Origin of the sequence: Sphingobium sp. LMC3-1-1.1 (assembly GCF_040676285.1) — a bacterium.
Classification (GTDB): Bacteria; Pseudomonadota; Alphaproteobacteria; order Sphingomonadales; family Sphingomonadaceae; genus Sphingobium.
In genome coordinates this window covers 460185-477748 of sequence record NZ_JBEGHQ010000023.1, presented here as the reverse complement: position 1 = coordinate 477748, position 17564 = coordinate 460185, and the positions used below count along the sequence as shown (strand labels likewise).

14 protein-coding genes are annotated in these 17564 nt (G+C 60.8%); 9 read left to right on the top strand and 5 right to left on the bottom strand.

Features of this window, described 5'->3' with window-relative positions:
- Window positions 1-564: 564 nt before the first annotated feature.
- Window positions 565-1713 (top strand): ROK family transcriptional regulator, encoded by a 1149-nt coding sequence (locus MRBLMC3_RS15620; RefSeq protein WP_363830266.1) that lies wholly within the window; start codon window positions 565-567, stop codon window positions 1711-1713.
- Window positions 1714-2018: 305 nt separating this feature from the next.
- On the opposite strand, the gene MRBLMC3_RS15615 is transcribed toward MRBLMC3_RS15620, so the two are convergent.
- The 4 genes from MRBLMC3_RS15615 to ptsP are packed head-to-tail and all read right to left on the bottom strand — an operon-like array spanning window position 2019 to window position 8547.
- On the bottom strand, window positions 2019-3368 hold the full coding sequence (locus MRBLMC3_RS15615) for a carbohydrate porin (RefSeq protein ID WP_363830263.1): 1350 nt from the start codon (window positions 3366-3368) through the stop codon (window positions 2019-2021).
- 42 nt (window positions 3369-3410) lie between these two features.
- Window positions 3411-5090, bottom strand: coding sequence for a PTS fructose transporter subunit IIC (locus MRBLMC3_RS15610; protein ID WP_363737080.1), 1680 nt, complete (start codon window positions 5088-5090; stop codon window positions 3411-3413).
- Window positions 5087-6034 (bottom strand): 1-phosphofructokinase family hexose kinase, encoded by a 948-nt coding sequence (locus MRBLMC3_RS15605; protein WP_363830260.1) that lies wholly within the window; start codon window positions 6032-6034, stop codon window positions 5087-5089. Before MRBLMC3_RS15605 ends, MRBLMC3_RS15610 begins: the two co-directional genes overlap by 4 nt.
- Window positions 6034-8547 carry a phosphoenolpyruvate--protein phosphotransferase gene (gene ptsP / locus MRBLMC3_RS15600; protein ID WP_363830257.1) on the bottom strand — a complete coding sequence of 838 codons (2514 nt, stop codon included), beginning with the start codon at window positions 8545-8547 and terminating at the stop codon, window positions 6034-6036. Before ptsP ends, MRBLMC3_RS15605 begins: the two co-directional genes overlap by 1 nt.
- A 133-nt stretch (window positions 8548-8680) precedes the next feature.
- Here ptsP and MRBLMC3_RS15595 point away from each other — a divergent pair, with 133 nt between their 5' ends.
- The 4 genes from MRBLMC3_RS15595 (at window position 8681) to MRBLMC3_RS15580 (ending at window position 13526) form a co-directional block, all read left to right on the top strand.
- A complete protein-coding gene (locus tag MRBLMC3_RS15595; protein ID WP_363830254.1) occupies window positions 8681-9688 on the top strand; it encodes a LacI family DNA-binding transcriptional regulator in 1008 nt (335 codons plus the stop codon).
- A gap of 4 nt (window positions 9689-9692) precedes the next feature.
- Window positions 9693-10532 (top strand): shikimate 5-dehydrogenase, encoded by an 840-nt coding sequence (locus tag MRBLMC3_RS15590; protein WP_363737084.1) that lies wholly within the window; start codon window positions 9693-9695, stop codon window positions 10530-10532.
- A gap of 33 nt (window positions 10533-10565) precedes the next feature.
- Window positions 10566-11576, top strand: a complete 1011-nt coding sequence (locus MRBLMC3_RS15585; protein WP_363830251.1) for a class 1 fructose-bisphosphatase — start codon at window positions 10566-10568, stop codon at window positions 11574-11576.
- Window positions 11577-11909: 333 nt separating this feature from the next.
- Entirely contained in the window at window positions 11910-13526 is a 1617-nt protein-coding gene (locus MRBLMC3_RS15580) for a glycoside hydrolase family 32 protein (protein WP_363830248.1), read from the top strand.
- Between the two features lie 268 nt (window positions 13527-13794).
- Here the strand turns inward: MRBLMC3_RS15580 and MRBLMC3_RS15575 are convergent, their stop codons facing one another.
- A complete protein-coding gene (locus MRBLMC3_RS15575; protein ID WP_363830245.1) occupies window positions 13795-14805 on the bottom strand; it encodes a GlxA family transcriptional regulator in 1011 nt (336 codons plus the stop codon).
- Window positions 14806-14943: 138 nt separating this feature from the next.
- On the opposite strand from MRBLMC3_RS15575, the gene MRBLMC3_RS15570 reads away from it, so the two are divergent.
- The 4 genes from MRBLMC3_RS15570 (at window position 14944) to MRBLMC3_RS15555 (ending at window position 17480) form a co-directional block, all read left to right on the top strand.
- Complete coding sequence (locus MRBLMC3_RS15570; RefSeq protein ID WP_363737087.1) at window positions 14944-15771, top strand: alpha/beta fold hydrolase; 828 nt, start codon at window positions 14944-14946, stop codon at window positions 15769-15771.
- 110 nt (window positions 15772-15881) lie between these two features.
- Window positions 15882-16601 (top strand): SDR family NAD(P)-dependent oxidoreductase, encoded by a 720-nt coding sequence (locus tag MRBLMC3_RS15565; RefSeq protein ID WP_363830242.1) that lies wholly within the window; start codon window positions 15882-15884, stop codon window positions 16599-16601.
- Between the two features lie 12 nt (window positions 16602-16613).
- A complete protein-coding gene (locus tag MRBLMC3_RS15560; protein WP_363830239.1) occupies window positions 16614-17117 on the top strand; it encodes a hypothetical protein in 504 nt (167 codons plus the stop codon).
- A gap of 21 nt (window positions 17118-17138) precedes the next feature.
- Window positions 17139-17480, top strand: coding sequence for a transposase (locus MRBLMC3_RS15555; RefSeq protein WP_363830236.1), 342 nt, complete (start codon window positions 17139-17141; stop codon window positions 17478-17480).
- Window positions 17481-17564 lie beyond the last annotated feature (84 nt).

The following is a 17564-nucleotide window of genomic DNA, read 5'->3' as shown; positions in this document are numbered from 1 at the left end:
AACGCCGTCAAGGCACAATCTGCGAAAATCAAGTGGGTTAGCCGCCACGACCGTCCTCTTCCCTGCTGTGCAGCACGTATTCGTGCTTGCCCGTCACCACATGTGGCTCTCATTAAATCTACAAATGTGATTTAGTCTGTCAACCGCATTTTTGCGACGATGAAAGATATCGCGCTTCCCAAAAAAATGGGGGAGGATCTGAGCTGAAAGCCCTTATCCTCCCCCCTTACATTTCCAGCGTGCAGTCTGGAAACTGGGCACTTCCCGTCCGGTTCAGACGAGCTTTGTCGGGTTGGTCAGGCGCTCGCAACGGAAGAAAGGAGAGATTCACAGCCGCTGCGCGCCACGGGTCCGAACGAAGCCAAAAGACACGGAACTATGCTGCCCGACCTGTCATAGTCTGAAGCTCGAATCCCCACCTGACCCAATAAATCTATCAATGTGATTTAATGTGTCAAGCGAGTCTCGCGTTCGGTCGCCCTTGCCAATTACCTCAAGGCTGTTCCAAATCATCCATCCCTATCGCGCATCCTCTTGCTGCCGATACTTTGAGCGGAGTCGCAGGTGAACAAACGTGGCAGCAATGCAGTCGGTGTACGGCGGTATAATGAGCGCCTCATCCTTGCCACGGTAAGGCGACTGAACGGCGCCTCCAAGGCTGACCTTTCAAGGATTACCGGTCTGTCACCGCAAGCGGCCGTCCGCATTGTCGAAAGCCTTGCGAACGAAGGGCGCCTGATCAAAGCGGGAAAGCGGACAGGAGGAATGGGCCAGCCTTCGGTCATCTACCAGATCAACGGGGACAGCGGCTGCACGATCGGAGCCGAAATCGGTCGCGACAGGTTGGTATGCACCATGCTCGATTTTGATGGTCGCGTCATCGCATGCGAGAGCACAAGCGCGCCCTATCCCAGCCCAGCGAGTGCCGTGGAGCATATCCAATCCTTTGCGCGAAAATATATGCCGCAACTACGCAAGGAGCAGCGCGAAGGCTTTCTGGGCTTCGGAATCGCAATGCCCTGGTTCATCGGCGAATGGCGCGAAGAAGCGGGCATCGCGGCCCCGCAGGCCGCTGCCTGGGCGGCGCCGGGGCTGGAGGAGTTTTTCCAGAAGGAACTGGATGGCGCGGTTATCTTCGAAAATGACGGTAATGCAGGCGCCCTTGCCGAGTTCATGTCGGGATCGGGCGTGGGGCTGACCAATTTCCTCTATGTGCATATCGGGAATTTTGTCGGCGGCGGGCTGATCCTGAACGGGGAGATCAAGCGCGGCAAGAACGGCAATGCCGGTGCGCTCGCCTCCATGCCGATACCTCAAGGCACCGGCGTGGATTTCCTGTTGCACGCAGCATCCCTTTATCAAATGACGACCAGTACAGCCGAAGCAAACCCGGATTGGGAAGGCTGGATAGCCCGTTGCGCCGATGCGCTGGCTTTCATCATCATCAGCGCAAACAGCCTTCTTGACCTCGACGCTGTGGTCATCGGGGGAGGTCTTTCACAGGAAAAATTGCGCAACCTTGTGGGCCGCATCCACAGCAATATCCAACAGGCGGCTCCGCGGGACTTTTTCTGTCCGGAACTGAAAGTCGGAGAAAATGGCGGAAAAGCTCCTGCAATTGGTGCTGCCTTACTCCCCCTTTTCTCGACCTACGCCCCAAACCTCATATCCCTGCTAAAAAGCGATGCAACCCCGGCAGAGGTCGGTCCATGATGCTTGGCCAACAGATGACGATCGCGTCGTCCGTTAACCAAGATTCGTTTCAATGCAGATGCTTGAGGATCGGCGTGAAGACGCGGAGAATTGGCTATAACGAAAGCCTGGCTTCGCCGGCCTGCGGCTCAACGGGTCGCTTCGCGACGAACTGCTCAATGGCGAAGTGTTCTATAGGCTCGCCGCCGAGGCAAAGGTGCTGATCGATATCGGCATCCGGGTCCGATCTTTCATAGACCACAGGATAGAGACACTATCTACTCGGCCATTGCTGAACGCCTCGTCTCCGGTAGTGGCCAAATCCCCTATTTCCCCAGGAGACGCATTGCATCCAGGGTGAACTTAAACCCCAGGATGAAGGCATCCTTGATGTTCCGCCTACGCTCGGGCGCCCCGGTCTGGTCGGGATGCAAGATATATTGCAGGTTGGGCGACAGGCGGATCGCCGGATTGACCTGAAATCCATAGGCCAGTTCCATCATATACTGATGGCGGCGAATATCGGCACGCCCGCCTGAAGTAACCCGCGCAGCATTCATCCTCTGCATTGCAAGGTCGCTGAAACGCTGATCGTTGATGGCGAAGCCGATCGTGTCCTGATCGCGCCCGGCGAACGTGCCGGTCTGTACGATCCCCATGCCCAGATAGCGGCTTTCCTCAACCCGGCCGGACAGGTTGGTCATTGCCACGCCAAAGATGCTCAGCCCCCGCTGCGAGGCCAGGTCAGGGCGCGTGAGCATCTGATCGAAGCGGACATAGAGGCCTGACCGTCCGTTCCGCGTCGCCGCTGGCCGACCGGTCAGGATCGCGATACCCCCCTGATCATCACGCAGCGGATCGGCATAGTCGCCACGATCAAACCAACCGCCCAGAATATAATGTCCCGGCAGACGATCATCGGCAGAATCCCGACCATAGCTCAACTCCCAGGGCACGATCACCCCGGTCGCATTCTTCGTACTGAAATTGAATCCATGGTCGCTCGCGCGCTTGCGGTCGGGGTTCACTTCGTAGACGCCGGCATGCAGCATGACCTGCGGCGTCACATGCAGCTTGGCATGGGCCATCCAGCTCGATGCCGGGAAATAGGTGAAATTGCTGTTTTTGAAGACGAAGGTTGGATTGCCGCAGGCAGAATTGGTCTGGAAATGACAGTAAAGTGGCGAGTTGAGGAAATGGATGTTCGCCTGACTGCGCCCGGCCTCGACATCCAGACGCCCGTCGAAAAAGGTCTGTTGCCAGGTCAATATTGCCAGATGCGTATTCTGCGTGCCGTAGATTTCCTGCACCGACGTGTTGTTGCCGATGGCCATGGCAGCCAGATTCTTGCCGTGGCGATTGGTGACGGCAAAATGCAGCGTCGCGCCTCCGATGCCGATGATACTGTCAAGATCAAGGTCGGCACCGACATAGACCTGTCCGGCATGGGCCGCTTCGCGGCGAAGCCCGCCAGAAACATTCGCCGCCGCCTCACCTGTATAGCTAAGCGACAGCGTCACACCCTGCTCGGCCAGCGGCTGCCATGAGGCTGGAGCCTCCGACCGGGCGGGTGCTCGATCTCTGCCGGCTTCAGCCTGATCCTGCGCCAGTGTGACGGGCGCGGCAAAGGCCACGGCGCTCGCCACGCAGGCGGCACTCATCTTCCTGAAATACATTGAAACCCTCTCCAATTATGCTTTCGCTTAGGCGTCAGGCCTTCATTTGATTGCGGGGCGCTTGAGCATTCCGACCAGCAGCGCGCTCACGACAGTGCCGACCAATATGGCCAGCGCGTAGACACCTACATGCGTGACCGCGCCCGGAATCGGCAGCACGAACAGGCCGCCATGCGGCACCTTGAGTTCGACGCCCATTGCCATCGAGATGGCGCCAGTCACGGCTGATCCAGCCATCAGTGCCGGAATGACACGCAGCGGATCGCGTGCCGCAAAGGGGATCGCGCCTTCGGTGATAAATGCCAGGCCCAGGACCGCAGCCGCTGCTCCCGCTTCGCGCTCTTCAGGCGTGAAACGATTGCGGAACAGGCGAGTGGCGAGCGCGACGGCAAGCGGCGGCGTCATGCCAGCGGCCATGGTCGCGGCCATGGGCGTATAGACCTGACTGGCGATCAGGCCGACCGAGAAGGCATAGCCCGCCTTGTTGACCGGCCCGCCCATGTCGAATGCCGACATGGCGCCCAGGATGAGGCCGAGCATCAGCGCGCTCGATCCTTGCATGCCGCGCAGCCAGTCGGTCAGGAAGGCCAGCACCGCGGCGACCGGTGTGCCCACGGCATAGAGCATCAGTAGCCCGGTCAGCAATGTGCCGAGCAACGGCAAGATCAGGACCGGCTTCAATCCCTGCAAATTCTTGGGAAGCCGGATGCGACGATTGAGCCAGTCGACGCCATAGCCAGCAATGAAGCCGGCAACGATGCCTCCCAGAAAGCCGGCCCCCAGATTGGCAGCCAGCAGGCCGCCGATCATGCCCGGTGCGATGCCGGGACGATCCGCAACCGAATAGGCAATATAGCCCGCCAGCGCCGGCACCATCAGCATGAAGCCGCCCTTGGCGCCGATTTCGAACAGGGCATGCGCCAATGTACCTTGGGCAGCCGCATCATTGGCGTGGATGCCACCCAGCGCGAAGGCGAGCGCGATCAGCAGCCCGCCTGACACCACGAAGGGCAGCATGAAGGACACCCCGGTCATCAGATGCTTGTAGGGACCGGCGCGCTTCGCGGCCGCCGCGTCGCCCGACGGGGCCATAGCCGCTTCCCCGCCCTGCACGGTGGCCTCCGCCAATGCCCGCTCGATCAGCTTCGCACCGCCGGTGATGGCAGGCTTGGTGTTGCCCGCAAACACGCGCTTTCCAGCGAAACGGCTGCGGTCGACCTCCCGATCGGCGGCGATCAGAACGACATCGGCGGCGGCGATCTCCTCGGCGGTCAGGGGATTGCCTGCCCCGACCGAGCCTTGCGTCTCGACGCGGATGGGATAGCCAAGCTGCCGTGCGCCTTCGGTCAACCCTTCGGCCGCCATGAAGGTATGAGCGATGCCGGTCGGGCAGGATGTGATCGCGACGATGCGGGGCTTGGTCGCAGCCGAGGCCGGCTCCCCACCGCCAGCCAGAGCGGCGACGGGATCGGCCAGCACCGCCTCCAGGGTAAGACGGCGATGCGGTCGGGTTTCGGCGGCGCTATCGACGCCTTCCGGACCAACGAGGAGAAAATCGCCCTCGGCATCGCCAGGCAACGGGTTGACAACGCCCTGCGCGGTCCGCAGTTCGATCTCGATGACGCGCCCCTGGGCGCGGGCAGCCTTGCGCAGCGCTTCACCAGCAAGGACGCCGGCAACGCCGGACTCGCCGGCCTCCACCACCGCGAAAATCCTGCTCATTGCTTCTCTCCCATGAGAATTTCCGTCTCGACGCTGGCAGCGAGCGCCTCGATCCTGTCCCTGGCGGGCAGATGCGGACCCGCACATCCCAGTTTGCCGACGGCAAAGGCGGTCGACAGGCGGGCGATACGATCCAGTCCCGCCTCCTCGATCAGAGCCGCCGCCAGACCGGCAACCATGGCGTCGCCTGCGCCGACCGTGCTTTCCACATTGTTCGCCCTCAGGCCCGCGCGCAGCAGTTCCGATCGGGTCAGGAACAATGCCCCCTGTGCGCCCATCGATACGGCAATCAGGTCGACACCGCGATCCAGCAACCCCGTGGCGACCTCTATGATCTGATGTGGGGCATCAATCGGGCTGCCATGCCATTCCGCCAGTTCATGCAGATTGGGTTTCACGATATTGGGCAGGACGGCGCCATCCAGTGCATGGCGCAGGGCAGGGCCGCTGCTGTCGAGCAGAACGATCGCGCCCCGGCCACGCAACATGACGATGAGGCGGGCATAGATATCGGGCGGACATCCGGGCGGAAGGCTGCCCGACAGGATGACGAGATCGCCGGCCTGCACCTGCGCATCGAGGGTCGCGATGACGGCATCGACGCCGGCCGGAGCCACGGCGGTGCCTTCCATGTTGATGTCGGTCGTGCCATGGGCGTCGACCAGCTTCAGGTTGACCCGCGTGCTGCCAGCATGGCGCTGGCAACGGTCGATGATCGACTTGGCGGCAAACAGGGCGTCGAAGGGTGCGACATTTTCGCTGCCCAACAGCCCCATGACCGTCGACGGCACGCCCCAGTCGGCAAGGCAACTGGCAGTGTTGATCCCCTTGCCCCCGGCATCCAGCCTCATCGAACGGGCGCGATGCACCTCACCGGGAATGAGCCGATCAAGCATGACCGTCTGGTCGATCGCGGGGTTGAGCGTCAGGGTGAAGACGGCCATCACGCACCCTCCCCGTCCAGCGCGCGCACATCGGCGGCGCTTGTCGCATCAAGGGCACGGGCGGCGAGCGCCTGAAGTGCGCCAAGGCTGCTTGCGCGGATGCGTGCCTTCACGGCGGGAATGTCGCGCGGCGTCATGGACAGTTCGTGGACGCCAAGCCCGGTCAGCAGTGCCGCGCCCAGCGGGTCCCCCGCTATGCCGCCGCAGACGCCGACCCAGCGGTCGTGCCTGCGTGCACCCTCGACCGTCATGGCGATCAGGCGGAGCACGGCCGGATGCAGGCTGTCGGCCTCGCTCGCCAGTTCCGGGTTCTGCCGGTCGATGGCGAGCGCATATTGGGTGAGGTCGTTGGTGCCGATCGAGAAGAAATCGGCATGGGCGGCAAGCTTATGGGCCTGGACGGCGGCGGCGGGCACTTCGATCATGATGCCGATGGGGACGAGGGGCGCGTCCAGTTCCGCCCGGATCGCTTCGCAGCGTTCGCGCAGCGCGATGAGTTCGGATGCCGAGGTGATCATCGGGAACATGATCGACAGGTCGCCGCCCCCTTTTGCTGCGCGATAGAGGGCGCGCAGTTGCGGCTCCAGCAGGTCGGGGCGACGCAGCAGCAGGCGCGCGCCGCGCACGCCGAGGAAGGGATTTTCCTCCCTGGGCAGATCAAGATGCGGCACCTGCTTGTCACCGCCGATGTCGAGCGCGCGCACGATCAGCGGCCGATCGCCCAGCGCGCCGATCATCGCGCGATAAATGGCGCATTGCTCCTCTTCGCCGGGGCTGTCGCCGCGTTCGAGGAACAGGAATTCCGTGCGCATGAGGCCCACCCCTTCCCCGCCCTGCGCCAGCGCGAAGGCGACCTGATCGGGCCGGTTCACATTGGCGCCGATAGCCAGTTCATGACCGTCCAGCGTGCGGGCAGGAAGGGCGCGTTCCGCCTCCTCGGCCGCGCGCCTCGCGGCGATGTCGGCGATCCAGGCACGGGCGGAAGCGATATCCTCCGCCGAAGGATCGAGCCAGATGCGGCCGCTGTCGCCGTCGACGATCGCGGTGGTCCCGGCCGCCTGCGCCAGCAGATCAGCGCCACCAGCCACCACAGAAGGCAGACCGAGCGTGCGCGCCAGAATCGCACTGTGGGAAGTCGGACCGCCCAGCGCGGTGGCAATGCCCGCCACCCGGCTGATGTCGAGCGTCGCGGTGTCCGACGGCGACAGGTCCGTCGCGACCAGCACGCATGGCTGTTCCGGCAGATCGGCCAATGTGCCCACGCTCAGGCCCGGATCGATATGGGCTAGCACGCGCCGGCCGACGTCGTGCAAGTCGGCAGCACGTGCAGCCAGCACTGGATTGCCCAGTGCGGAAAGCTGTCCTGCCATGCGGTCGATCGCCTGATGCCAGGACCAGGCTACGCCATGACCTTCGACCATCAACTGGCAGGTAAGGGTGATGAGATCGGTATCGTCCAGCAATCCGGCCTGCGCCGCAAAGATCGCGGCCTCCCCCGCACCCAGACGCCGGGTGGTGTCGTCGACCAGTGCCTTCATCTGCGCCCGCGTGCGGACCAGCGCATCGTTGAGCAGCGCGCCGCCGGCAACGAGATCGACCGGCTGGTCCGGCACATCCAGTTCCGCCGCAGCAAGAACATGGACCGGGCCGATCGCCAGACCGGGGCTGGCCGCGACCCCAGCAATCATGGCTGGAGCATTTTCGTGATTGCTGACCGGCTTCCAGCCGCGCACAGGTGCCTTCGCCTTTTCGGCGGCACGGGCGGCATCTGCCTTTTCGCGGGCGGTGAGGCCAGTGACGGTACGCATGAACCGGTCCAGCGCCTGCCGGTCACTTGCCGAAATGGTCGCGCGGTCGCCTGCCTTAAGTCCCAGTTGCAGCAGCGAGACGAGGCTGCGCGGATCGGCAATGTCCCCATCATGGCGGATGCGTATGGGCGTAGCCAAGGTCTTGGCTGCTTCCGCCCAGGCTGAGGCGGGCCGGGCATGCAGACCTGCCGGATAGTCGATCGTCCATTCGATCCGTTCGGCCAGATCCTCTGCGACGGGCCGGGCTTCGCCGGAGTTGGCGTCCTCATGGAGGGCAGCGGCAATATCCGCCGGATCGTCGGTGGCGAGCAGGGTCGCCAGCCGCGCCTCATCCTGAATCAGGCGCGTGAGGCGGCGGAGAATCGCGATATGACTGTCGGAACTGGCAGCGATGCCGACGACGAGATGGGCGCGCTGGCCAGGATTCCACTCGATCCCCTCGCGCAGTTGCAGGACCACGATCCCGTCGCGGCGCACCAGCCCCTTGTCCTCGCCCAGGCCATGTGGAATGGCAACGCCCGATCCCAGATAGGTGTTCGCCACCGCCTCCCGTCGCACCATGCTCTGTTCGTAGCCGGGCGCGACGCAGCCCGCAGCGACCAATATCTGGCCGGCCTGCAGGATCGCAGCCTCCTTGTCGGATGTCCGCGCGTCGATGCGGATCAGGTCTTCATGACGAAGCGCATTCAAGGGTTCGGCAATCATAGCTCTTTGGCATCCTCTCTCTTCCTCTTAAGAAAACGTTTTCTCATGATTCTGTCAATACACTTGCAATATCCCCACATAGTCGGCCATATTCTGGGCAGAATTTAGAGAGGATGAGGAAAACGATTTTCCCATGACAGCCGGTATCAAGGATGTTGCGCGAGTCGCCGAGGTATCGCCGGCCACTGTCTCCCGGGTGCTTTCCGGGCGGGCGGTTGATCCAGCCATGCGCGACAGGGTGCTGGCGGCGGTTACGACAACAGGCTACCGTCCCAATCTTGCAGCGCGTCGGCTACGGTCGCGCCACAGCAACACGATCGGCCTCATCGTGGCGGATATCCGCAATCCCTTCTTCACCGCCGTGTCGCGCACGGTCGAGGATATCGCCTATGAACGAGGTCTGCGGGTCATATTGTGCAATACGGATGAAGATCCCGCCAAGGAGGCGATGTATCTCCAGTTGATGCAGGAAGAACGGGTAACGGGGGTGATCCTGGCGCCTACCCGGCAAGGTGCGGAGAAGGTATCGCGGGCCAAGGCAGAGCATCCCATCATCCTGATCGATCGCGTAGCCGCGACAACGACGGATTGCGTCGTCCTCGACAATGAAGCGATGGCAGGCGCCCTGGTTACCCATTTACATGCACAGGGCTTCACTTCGATTACCGGCCTGTTCGGCGCGGCCAGCACTACCGGCGCCGAACGGCGCGCCGGCTTTGAGCAAGCCGCCCGTACGATTGGTATCCACACGCAGTCGCTCTCCGTGCCTCATGGCGAAGGTGAAGCAGAAAAACTGGTCAGTGCTCTGCTGCAGGCTCCCGATCGCCCCGAAGCCATCGTCGCGAGCAATGGCGTGATGCTGATGTCGGTGCTGCGAGCCGCTCGTTTTCTGGGCCTGAGCGTCCCCAAAGACTTTGCCCTGGCGGGGTTCGACAATGATAGCTGGACAGAATTTGCAGCGGATGGGCTGAGCGTTATCGAACAACCGGTGGAGGAGATCGGACGCTCGGCCATGGCTATGCTGCTCGACCGGCTCGACCATCCGAACGCCGCCGCTCGCAAGGTCGTCCTGAGCGGACGGCTCATCGCTCGCGGATCCACGATGCGGCGCGACACATCACTAAGCCACAATGGGGACTGAGGACATGAAACCGCCAATCGGCAGAGACACCAGATTGTGCATGTCGCTGTCAGGTCGCCCCGGAAACGCCGGATCACGCTTCCACAATCGCCTCTACGAGATCCTGGGACTGGACTATGTCTATAAAAGTTTCAGTACGCAGGATCTGGCTGCAGCGATCGGTGGCGTCCGCGCATTGGACATCCGCGGCTGCGCCATCTCCATGCCGTTCAAGGAAGTGGTCATTCCCCTGATCGATGAGCTTGAAGCTTCCGCTCGCGTGATCGATAGCGTCAACACCATCGTCAACGACAGTGGCCGACTGACTGGCTACAACACGGATTATGTTGCGGTTCGCCAGTTATTGGAGAAGCGCATTGATAAACCGGTACCATTTCTGCTCCGCGGCAGCGGCGGAATGGCGAAGGCCGTCGCTGCCGCGCTCAAGGATGCAGGCTTCGTCGATGGGATGATCATCGCGCGTAACGAAATGGCCGGGCGGGCGATCGCAGACCAATATGGCTATCACTGGCACATGGATCCGCCGCAGGATGGCGCGCCGTTGCTGATCAATGTCACGCCATTGGGTATGGACGGCAAGGACAGCGCAGCTCTGGCCTTCAGTCAGGAGCAGATCGCCGCCTGCAGCATTGCCTTCGATGTCGTTGCCCAACCGGTCGACACGCCCTTCGTTCGCGCCGCAAGAGCCGCACGAAAGAATATCATCTCCGGTGGCGAAGTCATCGTGCTCCAGGCAGTCGAGCAATTTATTCTGTATACAGGCGTAAGGCCGGAAGCCGCCGATATCCATGAAGCAGCACGATATGCCCACGGTGCAGACGTTGCCGCAAGAATAGCTGATTAGCTCTCCTTCCCTCCCCCCATGCAAAGGCGCACCATGCAGGCCATCTCCCTCAGCCGTTTCCTGATCGAGCAGCAACGTCAGGCTCAGGCGTTGCCGGGAGAATTGCGCCTTCTCATCGAAACGGTCGCGCGCGCCTGCAAGACGATCAGTCATGCAGTATCCAAGGGCGCACTGGGCGAAGTCCTTGGCAGCCTTGGCAGCGAAAATGTTCAGGGTGAGGTTCAGAAAAAACTCGATGTCATTGCCAATGAGTTGCTGCTCGACGCCAATGAGTGGGGTGGCCATCTGGCAGCCATGGCGTCCGAGGAGATGGAGACCCTCTATCCCATTCCCAATCGCTTTCCGAAGGGCGAATATCTGCTGCTGTTTGATCCGATCGATGGCTCAAGCAACATTGATGTCGCCCTGAGCGTCGGCACGATCTTTTCTGTACTCAAGGCACCCGAAAATGCTTCAGGACGCGAGGTAACGGAGCAGGATTGTCTTCAATCCGGCATCCATCAGGTTGCAGCCGGCTATGCGATATATGGACCGCAAACGTTGCTGGTTCTGACGATCGGATCCGGCGTCTACGAATTCACTCTTGATCGCGAAATCGGCTCATGGCGGATGACCGATGGCCCCATGCAGATGCCGCAAGGCAATCGGGAGTTCGCCATCAACATGGCGCGCAGACGTCAATGGTCGCCGCAAATCAAGCGCTATGTCGAGGAACGTATTCAGGGTGCGGAAGGGCCGTTGGCCACGGACTATAATATGCGTTGGACCGCCTCCATGGTGGCCGACGTACACCGAATTCTGAAAAGAGGGGGCACCTTCCTTTACCCCAAAGATGCGCGCCCGGAAGGCGAGGCGAGGCTACGCCTCATGTATGAAGCAAATCCGATGGCTTTTCTGGTAGAACAGGCAGGCGGCGCAGCCATAGACGGTGACCAAAGGATCATGGAAATCTTGCCCACCAAATTGCACCAGCGGGTAGGAGTAATTCTGGGCGACAAGGCAGAAGTCGTTTCACTTCAGAGCGACCGAACAGCCGAAAACTAAAGCCGAGCCGACAACGCCGCGCCAGAGAAACCACGTAAATTCAATGGACTAGTTCCACAAGAGATGTCCATAAGTCGCCCCTTCCTGACGGCTTGACGCGATTAAATCACATATATAGATTTAATCGCAAGCGATCATGGAAAAGCATGATGCTGCACAGGAGGAAAAGGGTCATGAAGGCGTTTTCCGTCAGCCGCATCCAATTGGCGGGCACGCAGAGATTGCGAGCCCCTCCTTCGACCTGACTGCAATCAGGCATCGATGCGCTCCGCTCCAAGCGAGCGCGCCGACAACAGCCAGAAAATCAAAAAAGTTGGTGAGAGGAGTAGGCCAGTGGCGTTTACCCCCTTCTATTCACGCAGGCAAACGCTGCAAATGCTCGCTGCCTTTCCAATGCTTTCATCCTGCGGCAGCGAAGCAGAACCTGCAATTGGTGCAACGTCCGCGCCGAGTGGAGCTTCGAATTCTCCGGCCTTGCCAACGGAACCCGAAATAAACGGGCGACCAAGATATCACATCGCAGCCCCGCCAGGGGGCTGGATCAACGACCCACAGCGTCCTGTACGAATGGGCAATCGCTGGACTATGTGGGCCCTATTCAATCCGACCTATCCCACCGATGGCACCGAATGGCGCCGCTGGACCTCTCCCGATCTCGTCACTTGGCAGGATCAGGGTATCTCGATCCCACGCCACACAACAGCCTATGGAGACATCTGGACAGGCAGTGCCATTGTGGACGCTGCCAACACTGCCGGATTCGGCCCCGGTGCGCTGATAGCGCTCGTCACCATGCCTGCCGACAATGCAGCCGGGCAAAATCAATCCTGCGCACTCTGGTACTCTCTTGACGAGGGCACCAGCTTCACCTTTCACGACATCGTACTGCCCAACTTCCCAGGAAACAGGCAATTTCGCGACCCTACGGTTTTCTGGCACGAGATCAGCGGGCGTTGGGTCATGACGCTCTCGGAAGAAAGCAAGATCGGCATCTACACCTCGCCAGATCTGAAGCAGTGGACCTATTCAAGCGGATTTCTGTCAACGGTCGCCGGTGCCGTGATGGAATGCTCTCATCTCTTCAAGCTACATCTATACAATCCGGACGGCACGACCTCCTCGGACAAATGGGTTTTGCTGGTAGGTGGAGATGGAACAGCCTCCGAATTCACTGGCGGAACCTGCTATTGGGTCGGCGAATTCGATGGCGCGACCTTCACGACCGGCAATCCCGATGAACAATGGCTGGATGGCGGAGCCGATTTTTACGCGGCCGTTATCTGGACTGACCCGCAAGCTGCCGATCCCCTTACCCATGCATATTCGATCGGATGGATGAACAACTGGGCGTATGCCAACCGACTGCTACCGACTTACGATTACCGAGGTCAACTCAGTATTGTTCGAGAATTACGCCTACGGCTTCTTGACAACGTGCCACGGCTTTTCAGCACCCCTCTCCCAGCGCAGAATGACGTATTCACACATGCGGTTCATGGCACTGATCAGACGATTGCCGAAGGCAATAATTATATCTGGCCCGCAGATGCGGGCTCTCTCGCCGGCCGCATTGACCTCACCCTCACGCGCATCGGATCGAACTGGCCGTCAGGAGTGTGGCTATCCGTGCGCGGAGGCGGCGGCTATTTCACTCAAATAGGCCTCGAGCTAAGCGATAATAGAACTTTCATCAAACGCGACACCAGCGGCCCCGGTGCCCCCGACAGCGATGCCTGGCGTCAAAATCGATGCCTGCCGTGCGACTTCTCTGACGGCATTGCGAAGATCAGCCTCTTCATCGACGCGGGCTCTGTGGAGCTGTTCCTGAATGAGGGTGCAGCCACGTTGTCAGAACTGATCAATGCCCGAATTATTGACATAGCGCTGGACCTCAGCGCGTCAGGAGGCAGTGTTCGGGTATCACAAGTTTCATTATCGAATTCTGGTTGAATAACAATTTTTTACCGAAAATAAACACTTCCTGACAAAACTCATTTACATCTATTCCATTAGCCATTTTAACTTCACCCTGGCGGAATCCTACTGTTGTATCCCAGGCATGATGTAGCTGGGGGCTGAGGTGGTCCCCGTTATTTTCGGATAGGTGGCCCGCAGCATATGGCCCTGCTCATCGAGGCCGGGCAGATGACAGCATCCGGCTACGTGCCACACATCCCGATTTACTGCTTGCATCCGGCGGGGCGTCCACAGCCGCCATTCAGGCTACTTCCACCAGCGGGTACGACGACGAAAAGCGCTGGCGATATTCCTGGGGCGACAGGCCGGTGATCCGATGGAAGAGCTTACGGAACGCAGCGGCATCCTCATAGCCAACCTCCCACGCAATCTGATCGACGGTGCGCTTCGTGAACTCAAGCTGTTCGCGCGCTTTGCCGATGCGGATGTGCTGAACATATTCGACGGGCGTCTTGCCCGTAGCCGCCTTGAACCGCCGCTGGAAGGTACGCTCCTCCAGCCCAGCTTCGGCTGCCAAATCGGCGACCGAGATCGGACCCGCCCCCCTGCCCTGTAACCAGTGCTGCACCTTGAGGATTGGTTCGTCGCCATGCGTGAGCCGGGGCGCGAAGCTCGCATAATTCTTCTGTTCGCGCCCCGACGGATCGATCAGGAAGAAGCGCGCGGTCTCCATCATCACCGACGGACCCAGCAACCGCTCGACAATGCGCAAACCCAGTTCAGTCCAAGCCATCAGCCCGCCGGCCGTAATGATGTCACCCTCGTCGACCACCATCCGGTCAGCTTCAAGCGTGACATCGGGAAAGCGCGCCCTGAATTCCTCGGCAAAATACCAGTGCGTGGTCGCGGGACGCCCCGCGAGCAAACCGGTCGCGGCAAGCGCGAAAGCGCCGCCGCAATTCGACGCGAGGATGCTCCCTTGCGCGTGGCGGTCGAGCAGCCAGCGCGCATAGGGGACCGCTTCCTCGGCCTCGAGCAACTTGTGCAGGCTCCCCGGCGCGATGACGACGCCCGGCGAATTACCGCAAGGCTCTTCCGGATGGCTGTCGAAGCAACGAGCGAAGCCCCCGGCGTCCTGCAATCGCCAATGACTGACGCGGATCGGCGTACGACCGTGATCGACCGCAAAACGCCCTGCGACATGGAACAGGTCGGTAATCCCGTGGACCATACCGATCTGGCAGTCTGGATATAGCATCATTCCGACCTCGACCAGCGTGGGCGGCCCATCGGGCACCTTCAACTTCGGCATGACAGTTCTCCGATCGATCACTTGTCGGAATCGGCCCGCATATTGTCGGGTCCGCCAATCCCGCGCAAGCGACGCTGCGTCTATCTCTCCTTTCAACGGCGGACGATCCGTCTCTCACGAAGCGAAAGGAACCACGACATGACCACCATCGCCACCACCGACGGCACGCACATCTTCTACAAGGATTGGGGCCCGAAGGACGGGCAGCCGATCCTCTTCTCCCACGGCTGGCCGCTCAGCGCCGACGCCTGGGATGCCCAGATGGTGTTCTTCGCGAACCAAGGCTTCCGCACCATCGCCCACGACCGCCGCAGCCACGGCCGTTCGGACCAGGTCTGGGATAACAACACCATGGATCAATACGCCGACGACCTCGCCGAACTGATCGAGCAGCTCGACCTGAAGGACGTCATCCTCGTCGGTCACTCAACCGGTGGCGGCGAAGTCACCCGCTATATCGGGCGCCACGGCACGGATCGCGTCGCCAAGGTTGCACTGATAGGCGCAGTTCCCCCACTGATGCTCAAGACCGAAGCCAATCCGATCGGCCTACCGATCGAGATATTCGACGGAATCCGCAAGGGCACCTTTGACAACCGCCCGCAATTCTTCAAGGATCTGACGCTTCCCTTCTTCGGCTATAACCGCGAGGGCGCCAACGTCAGCGAAGCGGTGCGCGACGACTTCGTCCGGCAAGGCATGAACGGTGGCCTCAAGGGTCTGCTCGACAGCATCCGCGCCTTTTCGGAAAGCGACTTCAACGAGGATCTCAAGAAATTCGACAAGCCCACCCTCGTCCTCCACGGCGACGATGACCAGATCGTCCCGATCGACGCCTCGGCTCGCTCAACCGTCAAAATCGTCAAGCAGGCGGTGCTGAAGATCTACGAAGGCGCCGACCATGGCCTGACCGTCACTCACCAGGACCGGTTCAACGCCGACCTTCTCGACTTCATCAACAGCTGATAAGGAATAGGCGCGGTCCAAAGGGGACTGCGCCTCCTTCCGCAGGAGACGTCAGATGACCAAGCAGACTTTTCTCATCACCGGCGCATCGGACGGCATCGGCGCCGTCTATGCCGATCGCCTTGCCCGCCGCGGACACAACCTCATCCGTCGCGCGCCGGGCCGACAAGCTTGCCGACCTCGCCGCCCGCCTGACCAGCGAGACCGGCGTGTCGGTCGAAACCCTCTCGGCCGACCTCGCAAATGCCGACGACCTGAGCCGCGTCGAAGCACGCCTCCACAGCGACGAGGCAATCACAGGCCTGATCAACAATGCCGGCATCGCGGGCGAAACGACCTTCGTTGACGCCGACCCCGCCTATCTCACCGGGATGATCAACCTCAACATCCTCGCGGTGACACGCCTCTCGGCTGCGATCGCGCCACGTCTAGCGGAAACGGGATCGGGTGCGATCGTCAACATCACCTCGATCACTGCGCTGATGCCCGACGGCTTCACCGCCGTCTATCCAGCCAGCAAGGCCTATGTCCTCGCCTTCACCGAAGCGTTGCAGGTCGAACTTGGCGCGAAGGGAGTCCGCATCCAGGCGGTACTTCCGGGCATCACCCGCACCGCGATCTGGGACGAGGCGCAGCTTGCCAGCATACCGGCCGAAATGGTGATGGACGTAAACGACATGGTCGACGCCGCGCTTTCAGGCTTCGACAAGGGCGAGGTGATCACCATTCCCGCGCTTCCCGACATGGCCGATTACGAAGCCTATATCGCCGCCCGCTCGACGCTTCGTCCTTACCTTTCGCTGTCGCGCCCTGCGGCGCGCTACCTCTGAAGGAGACATGCCATGATCCTTGGATTGACCATAGCGCAGTTCACCATGCTCCATGTCGCGATCAGCTTCGTCGGCATCGGATCGGGCCTGATCGCCCTGCCCGCTTTCGCACGTGGCCGCGTGCTTCCGCGGGCAACCGGGATATTCCTCTGGACAACCCTGCTCACCAGCCTGACGGGTTTCCTCTTCCCGATCGTCGCTTTCACCCCCGCGCTCGGGGTCGGCATCTTTTCGACCCTAATCCTCGGGGTCGCCTTCTGGGCTTGGTATGTTCGCAAGCTCACAGGCAGCGCCTCATCGATCTACGCAGTCACCGCAACGATTGGCCTCTGGCTCAACCTGTTTGTGTTGGTGGTTCAATCTTTCCTGAAAATACCCACGCTCAATGCGCTGGCGCCGCATGGAAACGAGCCGCCGTTCGCAGCCGCCCAAGGCGTGTTGCTGATCGCGATGCTCAGCCTTGGCTATCGGGCCTTTAGGGCGAGCCGGCGTCTTCTGACAGTCAAATCCGTCTGACATCCGGCAAGGGCGGCCCACATGGTCGCCCTCGTCGCATCGATGTCGAGAAAGATCTCAGCCTGCATCGCCCCGCTGATCAAGGGTGTTGAGTTCGGTGCCTTGCTTGCCAACAACGCCTTCGACAGCAACGAGATCATCGCCGAACTCAACGAACGCGGCGCAAAGATCGTTATCTCGCAACACCCCCGCTGCGCCATTCTCATCGGGCTCGATACAGAGATGTATAAATGGCGGCATCTGATCGAAAAATTCTTCTGTAAACTCAAAGAGTTCGAACGCATCATCATGCGCGCATGCAAAACCGATCAGAGCTTTGAGGCCATGATCTACCTTGCCGCCGCCGTCATCAACTCGCCATGAAGCCCCACAGGCCTTGATATATGCGGCATAGGCAGAGGAGCGCAGATTTCTTCATTCTTGATAGACTATAGGCATCGATTGCCA

Bases quoted from the DNA above. Each gene is read 5' to 3' on its own strand.
- MRBLMC3_RS15615 (WP_363830263.1), bottom strand. From the start codon at position 3,368: ATGTATTTCAGGAAGATGAGTGCCGCCTGCGTGGCGAGCGCCGTGGCC.
- MRBLMC3_RS15610 (WP_363737080.1), bottom strand. From the start codon at position 5,090: ATGAGCAGGATTTTCGCGGTGGTGGAGGCCGGCGAGTCCGGCGTTGCC.
- MRBLMC3_RS15605 (WP_363830260.1), bottom strand. From the start codon at position 6,034: ATGGCCGTCTTCACCCTGACGCTCAACCCCGCGATCGACCAGACGGTC.
- ptsP (WP_363830257.1), bottom strand. From the start codon at position 8,547: ATGATTGCCGAACCCTTGAATGCGCTTCGTCATGAAGACCTGATCCGC.
- MRBLMC3_RS15595 (WP_363830254.1), top strand. From the start codon at position 8,681: ATGACAGCCGGTATCAAGGATGTTGCGCGAGTCGCCGAGGTATCGCCG.
- MRBLMC3_RS15590 (WP_363737084.1), top strand. From the start codon at position 9,693: ATGAAACCGCCAATCGGCAGAGACACCAGATTGTGCATGTCGCTGTCA.
- MRBLMC3_RS15585 (WP_363830251.1), top strand. From the start codon at position 10,566: ATGCAGGCCATCTCCCTCAGCCGTTTCCTGATCGAGCAGCAACGTCAG.
- MRBLMC3_RS15575 (WP_363830245.1), bottom strand. From the start codon at position 14,805: ATGCCGAAGTTGAAGGTGCCCGATGGGCCGCCCACGCTGGTCGAGGTC.
- MRBLMC3_RS15570 (WP_363737087.1), top strand. From the start codon at position 14,944: ATGACCACCATCGCCACCACCGACGGCACGCACATCTTCTACAAGGAT.
- MRBLMC3_RS15565 (WP_363830242.1), top strand. From the start codon at position 15,882: ATGCCGATCGCCTTGCCCGCCGCGGACACAACCTCATCCGTCGCGCGC.
- MRBLMC3_RS15560 (WP_363830239.1), top strand. From the start codon at position 16,614: ATGATCCTTGGATTGACCATAGCGCAGTTCACCATGCTCCATGTCGCG.
- MRBLMC3_RS15555 (WP_363830236.1), top strand. From the start codon at position 17,139: ATGGTCGCCCTCGTCGCATCGATGTCGAGAAAGATCTCAGCCTGCATC.